Here is a 17,508-nt window from a genome sequence, read left to right as displayed (position 1 = left end):
GGATCGCGATGACGCTCGGGGTCGCCGACCGCCTGGCGCTCGCCGACCTGGTGCACCTGTACGCCGCCGCGGTCGACGACCGCCGGTTCGACGACGTCGCCCAGTTGTTCACCGACGGCGCCGAACTGCACCTGCCACACCCGCCGCGCGCGCTCGAGCCGGTACGGGTCGTCCACGGCAGGTCCGGGGTGCGCGAGGCGCTGGACGCCCTGGCGGGCGTGCACCGCACCGAACACGCCCTCGTCGGGGAGGTGTACGTCGCCGCACCGGATCCCGGCTACGCGCTCGGGCGGGTGACGTGCGTGGCGCACCACTGGACGCGCCGCGACGCGGCGGCCGACGGCCCGGTCGGCGCCCCCGTCGACGTCCCCATCGGCGCCCCCATAGACGACGTCGTGTGGCACCTGCGCTACGACGACGAGTACCTGCGGACCCCGCAGGGCTGGCGGATCCACGGCAGGGCCGTGACGATCAACGCGATCGAACGGCGCCCGGTCAGCCGGCTGCGAGCTGTGCCAGCAGCGCATCCAGCAGCGGCAGTTGACTCTTCAGCATCTTCGACCGAGCCTCTTCGACGGCGAGCCACGCGACCCGGTCGACTTCGGGGAACTCCCTGATCCGGCCGGACCCCTTCGGCCACTCCAGCTCGAAGGTGTTGCTGACCTGAGCGGTGACGTCGAGGTCGCCGCGCACGGCGAACGCGGTGACCACCTTGCCGCCGGACTGCCGCACCGGCGGCAGCTCGTGGCGGGGGCCGTCGGGGGCGTCGAAGCCGATCTCCTCGCGGAACTCGCGGCGGGCCGCCGTCCACGGATCCTCCTCGGGCGGATACTCGCCCTTGGGGATCGACCACGCGCCGTCGTCCTTGCGCGCCCAGAAGGGACCGCCGGGATGGCCGAGGAGGACCTCGACGCCGTCGTCGGTCACGCGGTACAGCAGCAGCCCGGCGCTCTGTTTCGGCATGCCGGTGTCCTCCCGGGGATCGCCGCCGTCCGTGTCCGCGGCTGACCTGCACGGGTTGGCGCGCTCCCCACGATGCCGGATGCTGAAGGGGTGACGCGTCCGGGGCTGCGGTGGGATCCGTTGCGCTCGCTCGATCTGCTGGCCGGCACCGGCGTCTCAGCGGCCTATCTCAGCCTGTTCGTCAGCCTGCGCCGGCTGCTGATCGGTCGCCGGCTGACCCTGCACACCGCCGACGGCGACGTCGTGCTCACCGTCGAGCACCTGGTGGCCCGGCTCGACAGGCGCAGCGTGACCGGCGGGCGTCTGGGCGGCATCCTGCTGGTCGCCCGTGACGTGCGCTGGCGCGGGCACCACGTGCACCGTGCGTCCGCGGTGCTGCACGACGTCCACCTGCGCCCGCCCGTGGTGGTCGCCGCGCCGGTCGAGGTGACCGTCGACCTGGCTGCGCCGGCCCTGAACCACCTGTTCGGCATCGCCGCGCCCCGGCTGAGCGGGGTCGTCGGCGACGACGCCGTCGCCCGGCTGAGCCTCAACGGCCGCAGCGGCAGCGGGCACCTCGAGGTCGACGCGCGGCTGGACGGGTCGACGGTGTGGATCACCCCGAGGGCGGTGGTGCGGCGCCGCCGCTGGCGGCTTCCCGGGCTGCTGCCCGCCTACCGGCTGCGGGTGCCCGAACTGCCCGGCGGGGCCGAACTCACCCACGTCGAGTTCGCACCCGGCGTGCTGCGGCTGACCGGCGTCCTCCCGCAGTGGCGCATCGACCTGCCCCGGGCGGCGCTCGAGGGGCTGGTCACCCAGCTCGGCGCGGTCGGCTCCCGCCCGCTGGCGGTCGTCTGGCCGCCCGCAGCGCCGGCCCGCTGACGCGCGACGGGCGAATTCAGCCGACGCCGCTAGGATCCGTGCCGTGGTTGAGGCGTTCAGGCGGTACGTCGCGCTCGGCGACAGTCAGACCGAGGGGCTGTGGGACGGCACCGATGCGACCGGTGTGTACGGCTTCGCCGACCGGTTGGCGGTGCGGCTCGACGAACTGCACCCGGGTCTGCGGTACGCGAACCTCGCGGTGCGGGGCCGCCGGATCGCCGACGTGCTCGACGAGCAGCTTCCCGTCGCACTGGCCATGGCGCCCGACCTCATCACGACGTGCATCGGGATGAACGACGTGACCCGGCCGGGCCGCTCCTTCGACCGCGCGCTCGTCGACCTGGACCACCTGCACGACCGGCTGGCCGAGACCGGCGCCACGGTGGTCACGACGACGTTTCCCGACCTGGCCCGGATCCTGCCGGTGGGGCGGTTCATCGCCCGGCGCGTCGTCCAGATCAACGACGTCATCCGGTCGGCGGCGACGCGGCACGGGTTCCGGCTGGTCGACCTGTACGTGGCACCGTCGATGAGCGATCCGCAGGTGTGGAGCGACGACCGCGTGCACGGCTCGCCGGCTGGTCACGCGCTGTTCGCGGAGGCCGCCGCGGAGGCCCTCGACCTACCGGGTAGCAGCCACGACTGGGCGATGGCCCGGCCGGGAATCGTCATGCCGGGCTTCCGGTCACGGATGTACTCCCAGGCGCTGTGGGCGCGCAACCTGCTGATGCCGTGGGTGTGGCGGCACGTGCGCGGCCGCTCCAGCGGGAACGGACGGGGCGCGAAGCGGCCGGACCTGATCGAGGTCGGCGACCTCGCCGTGCTCGCGGACGCCCGCTAGCGGTCAGAACCCGAAGAGCCCGAACGGAAGCGGCGATTCGCCGGCGCCGAGCTTGGCGACGACGCCGGGGCAGAACGCGGAGATGGCCATGCCGGTGAACATGGTGGCCGGGCCGAGGGACATGCCGGCGGCGTCGGCGACCTTCGCCGCGGCGTCGGCCGTGGTCTGGCCGGGCTCGGCGAGCATCGGGCACACGGACTGACCGAGCGCGACCGCGTCGCCGGGGTTCGCGGCGCCGGGCAGCCCGACGCCCGCCTGGTTCACCGCGTCGAGGAACGCGTCACCGGTGGGGTCGGCGGCAGCGGGGCCGGCTGCGAGCAGCGCCGCGGTCGCGACGCCGGCGGTCAGCAGGGCGCCGCGCGTCGCCAGGGAGAGAAGGTGCACGTCGAGCAGCCTACGGCCGACGCGCCTGCGGCCCAACTCAGATGCCGGTCCAGGTCTCGTCGAGCTGACGGGCGACGTCGATGACCTTGGCTTCGTTGGACTCGGGGCTGTCGATCTCACCGGCGACGTGCGCGGCGATGAAGCGCTTGATCTCGGCGTCGACGCCGCCGACGATGCGCACCACCTCGGCGCGCAGCGTCTTGGACGTCACGTGGATCGCGATGTCGGTCGCCCGCGGCTTGTGCACGTCGAGGATCAGCAGCAGCGGTTCGGCGGCCACCGCCTCGGCGCGCAGCGCGATCTCGCCGAAGACCATGAAGCGCGGCTTGTCGATGCGCAGATCGACCACCATGTCGATTTCCAGCGGGATGCGGATCCGGAACGTGATCAGCTCCCCCACCTGACGGGTGACGTGCGGGCTCTGCACCTTCACCCGCGCCGACACCTTCGCGATCTTGCCGGGGCCCTGCGCGATCGGACCGATGGTGAACTCGTCGCCGGCGATGGCGGCGATCGCGTCGCCGACCCGCTCTTCGGTGACGGCCACCTCGAAGAACTTGCGGCCGAATTCCTCGTAGGTGACGTACTGGTGGTCTGGCATGGTCCTGTTACGTTCTCACGTCCGGGCCGCCAGTCAATCCGACCCGCGGGATTCGGCCCTAGCCCGCGAACAGCCGTAGGCGCGCGACGCCCCGTCGGTCCGGTGCCGGCTCCGCGAACACCACGCCGCGGCCGTCGGGCGTCGTCACCCTCGCCGCGACCGTGGGGCCCGCCGCGATCGGCTGCTGCCAGTGACCGCCGCGCAGCCGGGCGACGAGGTCGGAGACGGGGATGCGGTGATCGTCGCCCAGGGTCGCGGTGGCTCCGGCGGCGAGCCGGCGCCGCACCGCGACCTCGTCGCCGGCGCACAGGTCGTCGAGGAGGTCGGTCACGGCCCGTCGGCCACGGACCCCGGTACCGAGCGCGCCCGCGGCGAAGCCGGCCGCGCCGCCGACTCCTGGTTGGCGAGCAGGTTGCGCGCCAGGGTGAGCCCGGCGGGCACCGCCGCGAGACCGGTCCTGGCGAACCGGCCCACCATGGCGGGCAGTTCCCAGTAGGCGCGCAGCCGGGCGATGACCAGCCGGTCGCCCGCGGCCGTGACGTCGTAGCGCAGGTAGGCGGGGATCAGCATCGTCGACGACGCCGCCATCCGGACCTCGAGGGTGAGGTCGCGGATCACCGCCTCGCCGACCACGACGTCGTGGTCGCGATGGAAGACGATGTCGCGCGGGCCGATGAAGGTGTCGTAGAAGCGGGCGATCTCGTCGTGGCCGCGGTGCGGCCGGGACCCGACCGGATCCTCGACGACGCCGGTCTCGGCGAAGAGGCCCACCCAGGCGGCGCGGTCGTGCGCGGCCGCGGCGGCAGGCGACCGTTCGGCGGCGGCGAGCAGGTCCGCACGAAGTGCCACGCCCCCATCGTGGCTCGTGCGCGGCGGGTCGTGGCGGGACGCGCCGGACGCGCGCACACTGGGAATCACGTCCACGGTGGCTGGACGGCCGGCGTCGAGGCGCCGGACGAGCGTAGGAGGGCCGCGATGAGCCAGAACGGACCGTTCGGCATCGACCCGGAGGACTTCGACCGGGCGATCCGGGAAGCCGGTGAGGGGCTGCGCGACGCGCTCGACCGGTTCAGCCGGGGTGCGGGTTGGGCGTCGCTGCTCGACGACGTGACCCGGCGATCGCGACCCGCGGCCGAGCCCGAGACCACCGGCGCCGCGGGCGACGGCGTGTGGGCGATCTACACCGTGGGCCCAGACGGCGGTGCGCGCATCGAGGAGGTCTATCCCAGCGAGCTGGATGCGTTGCGCGCCAACAAGAACAACACCGACCCGGCCCGGCGGGTGCGCTTCCTGCCGTACGGCATCGCGGTCAGCGTGCTCGACCCGAACGACTGACCGGACCGGAAACCGCTCGACGGCAGAGCCGACCCGATACGCTGCGACACGACGTCGAGGAGGGCATCGGACATGTTTCGCGAGTTGACCGTCGCCGCGGCCGCGGTGGCGGCCGCAGTGGCGCTGGCGCCGAGCGCCGCCGCCGACCCGAGCAACGATTACGCCGATCAGTCCGGGCGCTACCCCAGTGACGTGCCGGGCATGAACTACGACGCGTCGCTCTCGGCCCCGTGCGACAACTACCAGCTGTTCACCTACGGCCGCGGCCCGGGCGGCGAACCGCTGGTCTGCCACTACATCCCCAACCAGTGGCCGCCGGTGTACACCGGCTTCTGGGTGTCGTCCTACCCGCTGTACGGCGAGCAGCCCATCGGCGCACCCTGTCCCGGCCCGAAGTCGGCCGCGCAGGCGCCCGACGGCCGGCCGATGGTGTGTCTCGGCGCGCAGGGCTGGCAGCCGGGCACGTTGACCGGCGCGGGGTTCTTCCCCGGCTGACCGGTGAGAAGAACGACCATACGCTCAGCTTCGCTGTGTATGGTCTTCCATCGTGACCGCTGATGCCGTGACCTTCGCCCTCTCCGACGTCTTCGGGACGGTGGCGCAGGCCCTTCCGGAGCACGACTTCCTGGTGTGGCGGGGACGCCGGCTCACCTACGCCGAGGCCGACCGCCGGGTCACCGGCTTCGCCAACTACCTCGCCTCGGTCGGCCTGGGCTGTCACACCGAGCGTGACGGGCTCGCGGGCCACGAGTCCGGTCAGGACCACCTCGGCATCTACCTGCGCAACGGCAACGAGTACCTCGAGGCGATGATCGGCAGCTTCCGGGCCCGCGTCGCACCGTTCAACGTCAGCTACCGCTACGTCGAGGAGGAACTCCGCTACCTGCTCACCGACTCGAAGGCCCGCGCGCTCGTCTATCCCGCAGAGTTCGCGCCGCGGGTGGCGGCGATCCGCGACCGGCTGCCGCACCTCGAGGTGCTCATCCAGGTGGCCGACGCCTCGGGCCACGACCTGCTGCCGGGCGCCGTCGACTTCGAGACCATCCTGGACACCCCGGCACCGGCGGCCGGACTGCCGGCCTCGTCGGGAGACGACCTCTACGTCCTCTACACCGGCGGCACCACCGGCATGCCGAAGGGCGTGCTGTGGCGCCAGCACGACATCTTCCTGTCGTCGATGGGCGGCCGCCCGTGGGGCAGCGACCAACCGCTGCGGTCCTACGACGAACTGCGCGCCAAGGCGGAGGCGTCCGCGGGCGCCATGTCGATCCTCATGATCCCGCCGCTCATGCACGGTGCCGCGCAGTGGGCGACCTTCAACATGGTCACGATGGGCGGCCGCGTGGTGCTGCCCGACGACGTCGAGCGGCTCCGACCCGCCGACGTCCTGCGGCTCGCCGAGCGCGAGCGCGTGCTGTCCATCCCGGTGGTCGGCGACGCCATCGCGCGGCCACTGATCGACGAGATCGAGGCCGGTGACTACGACCTGTCCGGGCTGCTGATGTTCACCAACGGCGGCGCGCCGATGTCACCGACGGTCCGCGCCCGGATCCTCGCCGCACTGCCGCACGTCATGGTGATGGACGCGGTCGGCGCCTCCGAGTCGGGCGCACAGATGAGCACCGTCAACACCGCCGGCGCGGAGTCGACGCCTGCGGTGTTCACCCCACAGTCGGACACCGCCGTCATCTCCGCCGACCTCGACCGCGTCCTGGGCGCCGGGGAGGGCCGCGGCTGGCTCGCGCGGCGCGACCTCATCCCCCTCGGCTACCTCGGCGACGCCGCCAAGACGGCGCGCACCTTCCCCACCATCGACGGCGTGCGCTGGTCGGTGCCCGGCGACCGCGCCAACGTCCTCGACGACGGCCGGATCGAACTGCTGGGCCGCGACTCGGTGACCATCAACTCCGGCGGCGAGAAGATCTTCGTCGAGGAGGTCGAACGCGCGGTGGCCGGTCACCCGGCGGTGTACGACGTCGTGGTGGTCGGCAGGCCGTCGGAGCGCTGGGGCAGTGAGGTGGTGGCCGTCGTGCAGTTCGCCGAGGGCGCCGACGCCAGCGACGAGGACCTCGTCGAGGCCTGCACCAGGGCCATCGCCCGCTACAAGATCCCGAAGGCCTTCATCCGCGCGGAGAAGATCGTCCGGTCCCCGGCGGGGAAGGCCGACTACCGCTGGGCCAAGGAGGTGGCGACCTCCGGCGTCAGGTCGGAGTGATCGCCGAGCGCGCCCGTCGAGGTCCAGAAGGTCTCCGCGCGTCCGACGGGCACGTCGAGGCCGGCCGCGAGCAGGGCGCGCGCCTTGAACGCCCGTGCCGCCCCGCTCAACACGTGGCGCACCGGCAGGAAGCCGTCGGGCGCGACGGACGCGTCGCCCCACAGCGTCACTTCGGCGGCGTGCCGGGCGGCGGCGTGCAGGAGGCTGCGGCGTAGGTCCTCGTCGACGGCCAGGGCGTCGGCAGAGGCGGCCAGCGACTCCGACCGCAGGGGCGCCGTGGCGTCGTCGTCCTCGGCCACGGGTGCGGTCACGCCGAGGATGCGCAGCGGGGACGGATCGCAGAGCGCGGGCAGCGCCACCGTCACCGACCAGCCGGCCATGGCGCGGTCGACGAGCCATCCCCCGGCGGAGGCGACGACGTCGACGGCGTCGCGGGCCGTGACCCGAAGGTCGTACTTGCCCAGTCGGCTGGCGTGTCCGCCCGATCGGGCGGTGCGCGCATCGTGCGTCGTGGTCACCGCATCTCCTCGAATGGTCGTGGGGCGGGCCATGACGGCCCCGTCCGACCATAGCAAGATCGTGACACTTGCGGGCGAAACTGTAACGTCCGGTCCTCAGCCGAAGTGTGCGCGGATGCCGGCGAGCATCGCGGCGTGGGCCGCGATCGCCCGGCGCTCGGTGACCCCGGCGAGCGGACGCGGGGCCGTGACGCCGAGCCGCTCGGTGAGGCGGGTGCCCCCGTCGGCCGCCTCGAACGACACGACGCCGTCGAGGCGGATCCCGGGGAACTGGCGTGCCGCGGTCACCAGGTCACCCGCCGCGGGCACGGTCACCCGGGCGGTGTAGACGACCGGCAGGGTCACCGGACCGAACGGGATGCGGTCCCGGACGCGGTGGGTCCGCTCGACTCCGGCCGCTCCCTGGCGCTGCCGGAGCAGGTGGACGGACTCGATCAGCGGGTGCACGGCACGCAGCGCGTCGAGGTCGGAGTAGAACGCGCGCACCAGCGCCGGCGGGGCGGGCACGCACTCGACCAGGACGTGCTCGCTCCTCGCCAGAACGAGGCGGGCGATCGGGCCGGCGACCGTGCGGTGTGCCACGGACGCGAATGTAGTGCGGACGGTCCGCGGGCGACGCACGTTCCGCCGAGCGGCAGCGCGACTGAACCGATTCACCGCGCGCCGCGGACTCGACGCAGCGGTGCGGATCGAGCAACGGAACCGGCAGCCACGAAGGTCCGCCGACCGCCGCGCGCCTCGTCATCGACCCGTCCGTCGAAACGCGTTGTCACCAGGGGTTTCCACGAAGAACGCCGCCGTACACGGCGATGCCGGCCGACTGCCGGACGAGCCGTTTCCGCGTCGTCGAAAGTGCCTCGCGCACAGCGGCTTTTGTGAAGCACGCACCGGCGACGGGCGAATGGTGATGGGCGACACGTTTCTTGGAGCCCGGCAAACGACGTTGCTAGTGTCCGGCCGCATGATTGGTATCGCGACCGCAACGCTGATGACGCTCGTCAATCAGGTGTCCGGCACGCCCTACGTCACGGGCGGTGACTCGCCCGCCGGTACGGACTGCTCGGGCCTGGCCTCCTGGGTGGCCAACGCCGCCACCGGGCGTCCGATTTACGGCGACCGGTTCAACACCGGCAACCAGGAATCGGCCCTGCTGGCGCGCGGATTCAAGCCCGGCTCCGAGCCCGGCGCGTTGGTGATCGGGTGGAACGGTCGACACACCGCGGTGACGCTGCCCGACGGAACCCCGGTCTCCAGCGGCGAGGGCGGCGGCGTCAAGGTCGGTGGCGGTGGCGCCTTCCAGCCGCAGTTCACCCATCACATGTACCTGCCGGTCGAGGCGGTCAGCGGTGCCGACGTGCCACCGCCGGATGCCCCGCCTCCGCCCGCCGATCCCTTCGCGCCGCCGCCACCACCGCCGGGTGAAGAGTTGCCGCCGCCCCCGGGCGACGTCACCCTGCCGTCCGCGCCGCCGGAGGCGATCCCCGCGCCCGGCGCCGAGCTGGTGCCCGCACCGGAACCAACGCCGCCTCCGGCCGGCGTCTGACCGGCTACGGTCCTGACGGGCCCACCATGGCGCGCTGCCACATGGTGGCGATCGTGCGCACGGCGGTCTCCTCGTCGTACTCCGTCGGACCGTCGTCTCCCCCGGCCGCGAGCCAGGTCCAGCAGTAGGACTCCAGCATCGAGACGATCGCCGACGCGAAGGTGCCGTGATCGAGGTCCACGGTGACGCCATCGGCCTCCACGGAATCGACGAGTGCCAGCACGGCGTCGATGCCCTGCTTGCGCATCGATCGCCACCACAGCGCCGCCTCGGCGTCGGTCATGGCGAGTTGAAAGGCGCCGATCATCTCCGGTAGGTAGTCCCGGAACGTGCGGACGTAGGCCCGGACGGCGGCTTCCACGGTGGCGCGCCAGTCGGTGCCGAGGTCGTCGAGCGCCCGGTCGACGATCCGTCGCGGGAACGCGGCCAGCAGCGCGGTGAGCAACTGCTGCTTGGTGTCGTAGTAGTTGTAGAACGATCCTGCGGATCTGCCTGCGCGACGGGTGATGTCGGTGATGGTGGTGTTCAGGTAGCCCTTCTCGGCGAAGACCTGCCGCGCGGCGTCCTGCAGGGCCGTCTCGGTGCTCTGCCGACGCGACGTCGTCACCCGGTCGCGCACGGCAGCGCCTTGATGGTGTGCACGAACGGGGAGACGAGCAGGTCCGGCTCGGCCGTCGTGTGCATGTCCGGGAACGCGGACAGGAGTTTGCGCAGAACCACCCGCATCTCCATGCGCGCGAGATGGGACCCCAGGCAGAAGTGCGGACCGCCGGCGCCGAAGGCGATGTGGTCGCGGGCATTCGGGCGCAACACGTCGAAGGCGTCGGGGTCGGCGAAGACCGCGTCGTCGTGATTGGCCGCCAAGTACCACAGGACCACCTTGTCCCCCTTGGCGATCGGTTGACCGCCCAGCACCGTGTCCACGGTGGCGGTGCGCCGCATGTGCAGTGCCGGTGAGCACCAGCGCAGGATCTCGTCGATGGCATTCGCCTCGCGTGCGTCGAAATCCTCGGCGAGCAGGCGTTTCTGATCGGGATGATCGCTGAGCAGTTTCATGCCCCAGGTGAGCGCGGTGCGGGTGGTGTCGTTGCCCGCGGACACCAGCAGGATGACGAAGGACGCGAATTCGTCTGGGGTCAGGCGATGTCCGTCGATCTCGGCGTGCACGAGCACCGAGGTGATGTCGTCGCCGGGCGCCGCGAGGCGTTGCTTGCCGAGGTCGATCGCGTACTCGTAGAGGGCGAGAAGACTCGCGAGACTCTGCTCCGGGCCGCCGAATTCGGGGTCGTCGACGCCGAGGATGCCGTTGATCCACGCGCGAAGTCGTGGTCGGTCGCCGGCGGGGACGTCGAGCAGGTCACAGATCACCTGGAGCGGAAGACGTCCACCGACCGCCGACACGAAGTCGAAGTCCTGCGCGTCGCGCAATTCGTCCACGATCGCGTCGGTGAGCGATTCGACCGATGCCGTCAGGCGCCTGATGGCGCGCGGCGAGAAGGCGCTCTGCACCAGGCGGCGTTGCCTGCCGTGCCGGGGATCGTCCATCGCGATGATCGACGCCATGACGTCGAGGACGTCGCGGGGGAAGTCGTCGAGCGAGAAGCCGGCGGTGCTGGTGTAGGTGGCGGGGTCGCGGCTGACCTCGGCGACGGCGGCGTGCGAGGTGACCGACCAGCAACCGGTCCCGCGTTCGTCGCGGTGATGTGCCACCCCGCCGCTGCGCGCACGCATCGCGGCGAAGGCGCGCAGACGGTCGTCGACGCCGGCCGACCAGAACGGCTGCAGGACGGCCGGTGAGACCTCGTCCCGGTCGTGTGCCATCGCCCGCCCTTCATGAATCTGAATTCAGATTCATGAAAGCACGGCACGGTGCGCATGGGAAGGGCCTCGCGACGGTCGGCCTCCCGACACGCGCACCGCCGGGTCGGGGAACTCCGACCGCGCGGGCGCGACGCGTCGTAGCATCGGCGGCGTGCCCGACCCCTCGGCCGAGCCCCGACCCGGCCTGCGCGAGCGGAAGAAGCAGAACACGCGGCGCCTGCTCGTCGACGCAGCGGTGGAGCTGTGCCTACGGCAGGGCTACGAGAACACCACCGTCGAGCAGATCGCCGCGGCCGCCGAGATCTCCACCCGGACGTTCAGCCGGTACTTCGCCACCAAGGACGCGGTGTTCCTCGCCGTCCTCGACGACCTCGTCGGCGAGATCGTCGCCGAACTCGAAGCGCGGCCCGACGAGGAGGGTCCGATGGAAGCGCTGCGCGCCGCGCACGTCGCCGTCCTCACCCGCGTGTCGGACGGCCCGCTGGCGGGACTCAACGCCAACCGCATCGCGCTGATCCTGCGCATCGTGAACTCCTCGGAACATCTGCGACAGGCCGCGATCGATTACCGCAGTCCGGCCGCGCTCGAAGCACTCGCCCGGAAGATGGGCGTGTCACCCGACGACCAGGAACTCGACCTCGGCATCGCGCTGTTCTCCACCACCATCGTGCGGGCGTGCCAGGACCTGGCCGGCACCGGGGACGACGTGGCACCCCATGTGGTCCTCGACCGGCTCGAGGGTGCGCTGAGCCGCGTCGCCCGCTTCGCCGCCGAACTCGACGTCGACCGCTGAGTGGCCGTCAGCGGCGACGGCTGCGCGCCGCGACGACGGCCACGCCCACGCCGACGAGCGCGATGATCGGCCCGAGCACCGACCACGTCGTGGTGTTGCTCATCGGACTGCCGCCGACCACGCCGATTCCCTGCAGCGTGAACAGCAGGCCGCACAGCGCGACGAAGACACCAAGGCAGATCAGGGCGAAGCGCATGTCGCGACCCTAGCGGGAGTCGGCGCCCGCGCGACGGCCGGACGATCGCCGGGTGCCCGGGGGTTGACGAATCTGTGAAAGTGCTCAGCGGACGGACCGAGGACGTCGTCTCGTCTGCTTTACTGACGACGCCGAGTAAGCCTGACCTAACGCCGCCCGAGGAGTTCCCCCGTTCCGATGAGTGCGCCGACGACCGAGCCGGCCGCCCGCCCCGATCGCGCCCCGCACCACAGCGGCATCGCGAGGTGGATCCGGCGGCTCGCCGTGCCCATCATCCTCGGCTGGATCGCGCTGATCGCCGTCCTCAACATGACGGTCCCGCAGCTGGAGGTCGTGGGCCAGGAGCGCTCGGTGTCGATGAGTCCGGCGGACGCGCCGTCGGTGATCGCGATGAAGCGCGTCGGCACGGTGTTCGACGAGTTCACCTCCGACAGCTCGGCGATGATCGTGCTGGAGGGCGATCGCCCGCTCGGCGACGACGCGCACCGCTTCTACAACGACATGGTCGACCGACTGGAGGCCGACGCGCAGCACGTCGAGCACGTGCAGGACTTCTGGGGTGACCCACTCACCGAGGCCGGCGCGCAGAGCGACGACCTGAAGTCGGCCTACGTGCAGGTGTACCTCGCCGGCAATCAGGGCGAGGCGCTGGCCAACGAGTCCGTGCAGGCGGTGCAGGACCTCGTCAAGGGGATGCAGCCGCCGCCGGGCGTCGCGGTGTACGTGACGGGTGGTTCCGCGCTGGCCGCCGACCAGCAGATCGCCGGCGACCGCAGCGTGCGGGCCATCGAACTCGCGACGTTCGGCGTCATCATCACCATGCTGCTGCTGGTGTACCGGTCGTTGCGCACGGTGGTGCTCACGCTCGTCGTCGTGGTGCTGGGGCTGGCGGCCTCGCGCGGCGTGGTGGCGTTCCTGGGCCACTTCGAACTGATCGGTCTGTCGACGTTCGCGACCCAGCTGCTGGTGACGCTGGCGATCGCGGCCACCACGGACTACGCGATCTTCCTGGTCGGTCGTTATCAGGAGGCTCGCAGTCTGGGCGAGGGCAAGGAGCAGGCGTACTACACGATGTTCGCCGGCACGGCGCACGTGGTGCTGGGCTCCGGCCTCACCATCGCCGGTGCCACGTTCTGCCTGTCCTTCACCCGGTTGCCGTACTTCCAGTCCCTCGGCATCCCGCTGGCCGTCGGCATGACGGTCGCAGTGCTGGTGGCGCTGACCCTCGGGCCGGCGCTCATCACGGTCGTCACGCGCTGGGGGTGGCTGGAACCCAAGCGGGCGATGCGCATCCGCGGCTGGCGCAAGATCGGCGCCGTCATCGTGCGGTGGCCGGGCCCCGTGCTGCTGGCGACCATCGCGCTCTCCCTGATCGGCCTGCTCACCCTGCCGGGCTACGAGCCGAACTACAACGACCGCAAGTACCTGCCGACGGACCTACCGGCCAACCAGGGTTTCGCCGCTGCCGAACGGCACTTCGACCCGGCCCGCATGAACCCCGAGCTCCTGCTCGTCGAGACCGACCACGATTTGCGCGATTCGGCGGACTTCCTGGTGATCGACAAGATCGCCAAGGCGGTGTTCCGCGTGCAGGGCGTCGGCAGCGTCCAGGCGATCACGCGGCCCGACGGCAAGCCGGTCGAGTTCAGCACCATCCCGGCGCAGATGGGCCTGTCCGGCGTCAGCCAGGACCTGAACCGCAAGTACAACCAGGACCGCATGGCCGACATGCTGGTGCAGGCCGACCAGCTCCAGAACACCATCGGCACCCTGCGCACGATGGTGTCGCTGATGGGTCAGATGAACGCCGTCACCCAGGAGATGGTGGTCAAGACCAAGCAGATGCTCGTCGACGTCTCCGAACTGCGCGACTACATCTCGAACTTCGACGACTTCTTCCGGCCGATCCGCAACTACTTCTACTGGGAACCGCACTGTTACGACATCCCGGGGTGCTGGGCGATCCGGTCGGTGTTCGACACCCTCGACGGCGTCAACACCACCACCGACTCGTTCGCCGAGATCGTGCCGCACATCGAGCAGTTGGCCGAGTTGCTGCCGCAGCTGCAGGCGCTCATGCCCCAGCAGATCGAGACGCTGGAGCGGCAGCGCGAGATGATGCTGACGATGCAGGCCACCCAGGGCGGTCTGCAGGATCAGATGGCCGCCGCGTCGGAGAACCAGAGCGCGATGAGCGACGCGTTCAACGACTCCTGGAACGACGACACCTTCTACCTGCCGCCGGAGATCTTCGACAACGAGGACTTCAAGCGCGGCATGGAGAGCTTCATCTCGCCCGACGGAAAGTCGGTGCGGTTCATCATCTCCCACGAGGGTGACCCGCTGTCCGCCGACGGCATCGACCGCATTCCGGCCATCAAGACGGCGGCCACCGAGGCGATCAAGGGCACGCCGCTGGAGGGCGCGAAGGTCTACGTCGGCGGCACCGCGTCGGCGTTCAAGGACATGCGCGACGGCAACACCTACGACATGATCATCGCCGGCATCGCGGCGCTCTCGCTGATCTTCATCATCATGCTGATCATCACGCGCAGCCTGGTCGCCGCCTCGGTGATCGTCGGCACCGTCGTGCTGTCACTGGGCGCGTCGTTCGGCCTGTCGGTGCTGGTGTGGCAGCACGTGCTCGGCATCCCGTTGCACTTCATGGTCATGGCCATGGCGGTGATCGTCCTGCTGGCGGTCGGCGCGGACTACAACCTGCTGCTGGTGGCGCGCCTCAAGGAGGAACTGCACGCCGGCATCAAGACCGGCATCATCCGCGCGATGGGCGGTACCGGGTCGGTCGTCACGGCCGCGGGCCTGGTGTTCGCGTTCACCATGATGGCGATGATGGTCAGCGAGATGACGGTGGTGGCGCAGGTCGGCACGACCATCGGGCTGGGCCTGCTGTTCGACACGCTGGTGGTGCGTGCCTTCATGACCCCGGCGATCGCCGCCCTGATGGGCCGGTGGTTCTGGTGGCCGCAGGTGGTGCGGGAACGGCCGCGGTCGGCGTCGCTGCTGCACCGCTGACCGCTCCCGCGTCCGCTCAGCGCCCGAAGCCGGCGTCCCGCAGTGCCTGCGCCATCGATCCCGATGCCGCGGGTGCGGCGGCGCGGCGGGCGTCCCCGTCGCGGGCCGAACCGCCGCGGGCGGGGGTGCCGCTGCGGCCCCGCCGCTCCCCCGACCCCTGCGGGCGGTCCCGCCGTGCTGGGCCGCCACCGGAGGCCGGGCGCTTGGCCGGGCGTGCGGCATCGTCCTTCAACCGCAGGCTGAGTCCGATGCGCTGCCGGTCAACGTCGACGTCGATCACCTTGACGCGCACCACCTGACCGGACTTCACCACCTCGTGCGGATCGGACACGAAGCGGTCGGCCATCGCCGACACGTGCACCAGACCGTCCTGGTGCACGCCGACGTCGACGAAGGCGCCGAACGCCGCGACGTTGGTGACGACGCCCTCGAGGATCATGCCGGGCTTCAGGTCGGCGACCTTCTCCACGCCCGCGGCGAACGTCGCCGTGGTGAACGCCGGGCGCGGGTCGCGTCCGGGCTTCTCCAGTTCGCTCAGGATGTCGGTGACGGTCGGCACGCCGAAGCGGTCGTCGGCGAAGTCGGCCGGTCGCAGGGTGCGCAGCGTCCGCTCGTCGCCGATCAGCTCGGCCAAGGAGACGCCGGCGCGGTCGAGGATGCGCCGCACCACCGGATACGACTCGGGATGCACGCCGGACGCGTCGAGTGGATCGTCGCCGTCGTTGATGCGCAGGAAGCCCGCGCACTGCTCGAACGCCTTGGGCCCCAGCCGCGGAACCTCGAGCAGCGCGGCGCGGCTGGCGAAGCGGCCGCTCTTCTCGCGGTGCGCGACGATCGCCTGGGCCAGGGACTCGGTCACGCCGGACACCCGCGCCAGCAGCGGCACCGAGGCGGTGTTGAGGTCGACGCCGACCGCGTTCACCGCGTCCTCGACCACCGCGTCGAGGCTCTTCGCGAGGATCCCCGGCGTCACGTCGTGCTGGTACTGCCCGACGCCGATGGACTTCGGTTCGATCTTCACCAGCTCGGCCAGCGGGTCCTGCAGCCGCCGCGCGATCGACACCGCGCCGCGCAGCGTGACGTCCATCCCCGGCAGTTCGCGGGCGGCGTACTCGCTGGCCGAGTAGACCGAGGCGCCGGCCTCGCTGACCATCGCCTTGACCGGCGCCGGACCGCCTGCGGTGCGGATGTCGCCGATGAGTTCGGTTGCCAGCGCGTCGGTTTCGCGCGACGCGGTGCCGTTGCCGATGGCGACGAGTTCGACGCCGTGCCGCGCGATCAGCGCCGCCAGCGTCGCCTTGGCCTGATCCCACTGCCGCTGCGGCTGGTGGGGGTAGATGGCACACGTGTCGAGCACCTTGCCGGTGCCGTCGACGACGGCCACCTTGACGCCGGTGCGGAAGCCGGGGTCCAGGCCCAGCGTCGTGCGGGTCCCCGCCGGCGCGGCGAGCAGCAGGTCGGAGAGGTTGCGCGCGAACACCGCGACGGCGTCCTCCTCGGCGCGCTGCCGCAGCCGCATGCGGGCGTCGACGGCCGCGGACACCATCAGCTTCACCCGCCAGGCGAACCGGACGGTGGTGGCCAGCCACGGCGTCGCGGCGCCGGGCGCGGACAGGTCGATGCCCAGCGACTGCGCGACCATGGCCTGATAGACCTCGTCCTCGCCGCCGTCGAAGGTCAACGTCAGCGCCTGCTCCTTCTCACCGCGCAGCACGGCCAGCACGCGGTGCGACGGCATCGCCTCCAGGGGTTCGGAGAAGTCGAAGTAGTCCCGGAACTTCTGCGCCGCAGCGCTGCCGGCCGCCTCGTCGGAGAACGGCGCGGCGCGCACCGCTCCGTCGGCCCAGAACTTGGCCCGGACCGCGCCGACCAGCTCGGCGTCCTCGGCCGCGCGTTCGATGAGGATGTGCCGGGCGCCGTCGAGGGCGGCGGCCGCGTCGGCCACCGACTCGCCCAGGAACTCACCGGCCACGGCGTCGGGCACCAGCGTCGGATCGGCCAGCAGGCGGTCGGCCAGCGGCTCGAGGACGGCCTCCCGCGCGATCTGCGCCTTGGTGCGGCGCTTCTGCTTGTACGGCAGATAGATGTCCTCGACGCGCGACTTCGTGTCGGCGGCCAGCAGTGCGGCCCGCAGCTCGTCGGTCAGCTTGCCCTGCTCGGCGATCGAGGCCAGCACCGCATCGCGGCGCTCGTCGAGTTCCCGCAGGTACCCCAGCCGTTCGGACAGCGTGCGCAGCTGCCCGTCGTCGAGGCTGCCGGTGACCTCCTTGCGGTACCGCGCGATGAACGGCACGGTGGAGCCCTCGTCGAGCAGGCGCACGGCAGCGGCGACCTGCGCCTCGCCGACGGCGAGTTCCTCAGCGAGACGGGCGTTTACGGACTTCACGGTGGGGCTCGATGTCAC

At 71.4% G+C, this 17,508-nt stretch carries 17 protein-coding genes and 2 pseudogenes; 9 read left to right on the top strand and 10 right to left on the bottom strand.

Annotated features, from left to right (window positions below; translation table 11 throughout):
- Positions 1-8 precede the first annotated feature (8 nt).
- Positions 9-401 (top strand): annotated as a pseudogene (locus FZ046_RS19720) (nuclear transport factor 2 family protein); the annotation flags it as partial.
- Between the two features lie 94 nt (positions 402-495).
- Here the strand turns inward: FZ046_RS19720 and FZ046_RS19715 are convergent.
- Positions 496-963, bottom strand: a complete 468-nt coding sequence (locus tag FZ046_RS19715; RefSeq protein WP_070355426.1) for an NUDIX hydrolase — start codon at positions 961-963, stop codon at positions 496-498.
- Positions 964-1,053: 90 nt separating this feature from the next.
- On the opposite strand from FZ046_RS19715, the gene FZ046_RS19710 reads away from it, so the two are divergent.
- Together FZ046_RS19710 and FZ046_RS19705 are read left to right on the top strand one after the other, a co-directional pair.
- Positions 1,054-1,824 carry a hypothetical protein gene (locus FZ046_RS19710; RefSeq protein WP_083298497.1) on the top strand — a complete coding sequence of 257 codons (771 nt, stop codon included), beginning with the start codon at positions 1,054-1,056 and terminating at the stop codon, positions 1,822-1,824.
- A gap of 43 nt (positions 1,825-1,867) precedes the next feature.
- Complete coding sequence (locus FZ046_RS19705; RefSeq protein WP_070355424.1) at positions 1,868-2,665, top strand: SGNH/GDSL hydrolase family protein; 798 nt, start codon at positions 1,868-1,870, stop codon at positions 2,663-2,665.
- Between the two features lie 3 nt (positions 2,666-2,668).
- Here the strand turns inward: FZ046_RS19705 and FZ046_RS19700 are convergent, their stop codons facing one another.
- The 3 genes and pseudogenes from FZ046_RS19700 to FZ046_RS19690 all read right to left on the bottom strand — a co-directional run bounded on the left by FZ046_RS19700 (position 2,669) and on the right by FZ046_RS19690 (position 4,499).
- Positions 2,669-3,049 (bottom strand): DUF732 domain-containing protein, encoded by a 381-nt coding sequence (locus tag FZ046_RS19700; RefSeq protein WP_070355423.1) that lies wholly within the window; start codon positions 3,047-3,049, stop codon positions 2,669-2,671.
- A 37-nt stretch (positions 3,050-3,086) separates the two neighbouring features.
- On the bottom strand, positions 3,087-3,650 hold the full coding sequence (locus tag FZ046_RS19695) for a hypothetical protein (protein WP_070355422.1): 564 nt from the start codon (positions 3,648-3,650) through the stop codon (positions 3,087-3,089).
- A 58-nt stretch (positions 3,651-3,708) separates the two neighbouring features.
- Positions 3,709-4,499: pseudogene (locus FZ046_RS19690) on the bottom strand (nuclear transport factor 2 family protein).
- Between the two features lie 126 nt (positions 4,500-4,625).
- Here FZ046_RS19690 and FZ046_RS19685 point away from each other — a divergent pair.
- The 3 genes from FZ046_RS19685 to FZ046_RS19675 all read left to right on the top strand — a co-directional run bounded on the left by FZ046_RS19685 (position 4,626) and on the right by FZ046_RS19675 (position 7,200).
- Positions 4,626-4,985, top strand: coding sequence for an Rv0313 family protein (locus FZ046_RS19685; RefSeq protein WP_070355421.1), 360 nt, complete (start codon positions 4,626-4,628; stop codon positions 4,983-4,985).
- Positions 4,986-5,057: 72 nt separating this feature from the next.
- A complete protein-coding gene (locus FZ046_RS27965; protein WP_070355420.1) occupies positions 5,058-5,480 on the top strand; it encodes a hypothetical protein in 423 nt (140 codons plus the stop codon).
- Positions 5,481-5,532: 52 nt separating this feature from the next.
- Positions 5,533-7,200 (top strand): acyl-CoA synthetase, encoded by a 1,668-nt coding sequence (locus FZ046_RS19675; RefSeq protein WP_070355419.1) that lies wholly within the window; start codon positions 5,533-5,535, stop codon positions 7,198-7,200.
- On the opposite strand, the gene FZ046_RS19670 is transcribed toward FZ046_RS19675, so the two are convergent.
- Positions 7,152-7,718, bottom strand: coding sequence for a hypothetical protein (locus tag FZ046_RS19670; protein ID WP_070355418.1), 567 nt, complete (start codon positions 7,716-7,718; stop codon positions 7,152-7,154). The genes FZ046_RS19675 and FZ046_RS19670 overlap by 49 nt on opposite strands.
- 96 nt (positions 7,719-7,814) lie before the next feature.
- Entirely contained in the window at positions 7,815-8,273 is a 459-nt protein-coding gene (locus FZ046_RS19665) for an SRPBCC family protein (protein ID WP_070355442.1), read from the bottom strand.
- A 406-nt stretch (positions 8,274-8,679) separates the two neighbouring features.
- Between FZ046_RS19665 and FZ046_RS19660 the strand changes: the two genes are divergently transcribed.
- Positions 8,680-9,261 (top strand): C40 family peptidase, encoded by a 582-nt coding sequence (locus tag FZ046_RS19660; RefSeq protein WP_070355417.1) that lies wholly within the window; start codon positions 8,680-8,682, stop codon positions 9,259-9,261.
- A 4-nt stretch (positions 9,262-9,265) separates the two neighbouring features.
- Here the strand turns inward: FZ046_RS19660 and FZ046_RS19655 are convergent, their stop codons facing one another.
- Together FZ046_RS19655 and FZ046_RS19650 are read right to left on the bottom strand one after the other, a co-directional pair.
- Complete coding sequence (locus FZ046_RS19655; RefSeq protein ID WP_246182820.1) at positions 9,266-9,880, bottom strand: TetR/AcrR family transcriptional regulator; 615 nt, start codon at positions 9,878-9,880, stop codon at positions 9,266-9,268.
- Positions 9,865-11,082, bottom strand: coding sequence for a cytochrome P450 (locus FZ046_RS19650; RefSeq protein WP_070355416.1), 1,218 nt, complete (start codon positions 11,080-11,082; stop codon positions 9,865-9,867). Before FZ046_RS19650 ends, FZ046_RS19655 begins: the two co-directional genes overlap by 16 nt.
- 151 nt (positions 11,083-11,233) lie before the next feature.
- Between FZ046_RS19650 and FZ046_RS19645 the strand changes: the two genes are divergently transcribed.
- Positions 11,234-11,875 (top strand): TetR/AcrR family transcriptional regulator, encoded by a 642-nt coding sequence (locus tag FZ046_RS19645; RefSeq protein ID WP_070355415.1) that lies wholly within the window; start codon positions 11,234-11,236, stop codon positions 11,873-11,875.
- A 7-nt stretch (positions 11,876-11,882) separates the two neighbouring features.
- On the opposite strand, the gene FZ046_RS19640 is transcribed toward FZ046_RS19645, so the two are convergent.
- Entirely contained in the window at positions 11,883-12,071 is a 189-nt protein-coding gene (locus FZ046_RS19640) for a hypothetical protein (protein WP_070355414.1), read from the bottom strand.
- Between the two features lie 177 nt (positions 12,072-12,248).
- Between FZ046_RS19640 and FZ046_RS19635 the strand changes: the two genes are divergently transcribed.
- Positions 12,249-15,104: an MMPL/RND family transporter gene (locus FZ046_RS19635; RefSeq protein ID WP_070355413.1), complete on the top strand. Its 2,856-nt coding sequence runs from the start codon at positions 12,249-12,251 to the stop codon at positions 15,102-15,104.
- Between the two features lie 16 nt (positions 15,105-15,120).
- Here FZ046_RS19635 and FZ046_RS19630 read toward each other — a convergent pair whose 3' ends face one another.
- Positions 15,121-17,508, bottom strand: a complete 2,388-nt coding sequence (locus FZ046_RS19630) for a Tex family protein (RefSeq protein WP_149484298.1) — start codon at positions 17,506-17,508, stop codon at positions 15,121-15,123.

The sequence above is a fragment of the Mycolicibacterium grossiae genome (assembly GCF_008329645.1).
GTDB lineage: Bacteria > Actinomycetota > Actinomycetes > Mycobacteriales > Mycobacteriaceae > Mycobacterium > Mycobacterium grossiae.
This window is presented reverse-complemented; position numbering and strand designations above follow the sequence as displayed.

Coding starts and splice junctions, on each gene's coding strand:
- FZ046_RS19660 (WP_070355417.1), top strand. CDS start 8,680: ATGATTGGTATCGCGACCGCAACGCTGATGACGCTCGTCAATCAGGTG.
- FZ046_RS19685 (WP_070355421.1), top strand. CDS start 4,626: ATGAGCCAGAACGGACCGTTCGGCATCGACCCGGAGGACTTCGACCGG.
- FZ046_RS19650 (WP_070355416.1), bottom strand. CDS start 11,082: ATGGCACACGACCGGGACGAGGTCTCACCGGCCGTCCTGCAGCCGTTC.
- FZ046_RS19695 (WP_070355422.1), bottom strand. CDS start 3,650: ATGCCAGACCACCAGTACGTCACCTACGAGGAATTCGGCCGCAAGTTC.
- FZ046_RS19635 (WP_070355413.1), top strand. CDS start 12,249: ATGAGTGCGCCGACGACCGAGCCGGCCGCCCGCCCCGATCGCGCCCCG.
- FZ046_RS19640 (WP_070355414.1), bottom strand. CDS start 12,071: ATGCGCTTCGCCCTGATCTGCCTTGGTGTCTTCGTCGCGCTGTGCGGC.
- FZ046_RS19715 (WP_070355426.1), bottom strand. CDS start 963: ATGCCGAAACAGAGCGCCGGGCTGCTGCTGTACCGCGTGACCGACGAC.
- FZ046_RS27965 (WP_070355420.1), top strand. CDS start 5,058: ATGTTTCGCGAGTTGACCGTCGCCGCGGCCGCGGTGGCGGCCGCAGTG.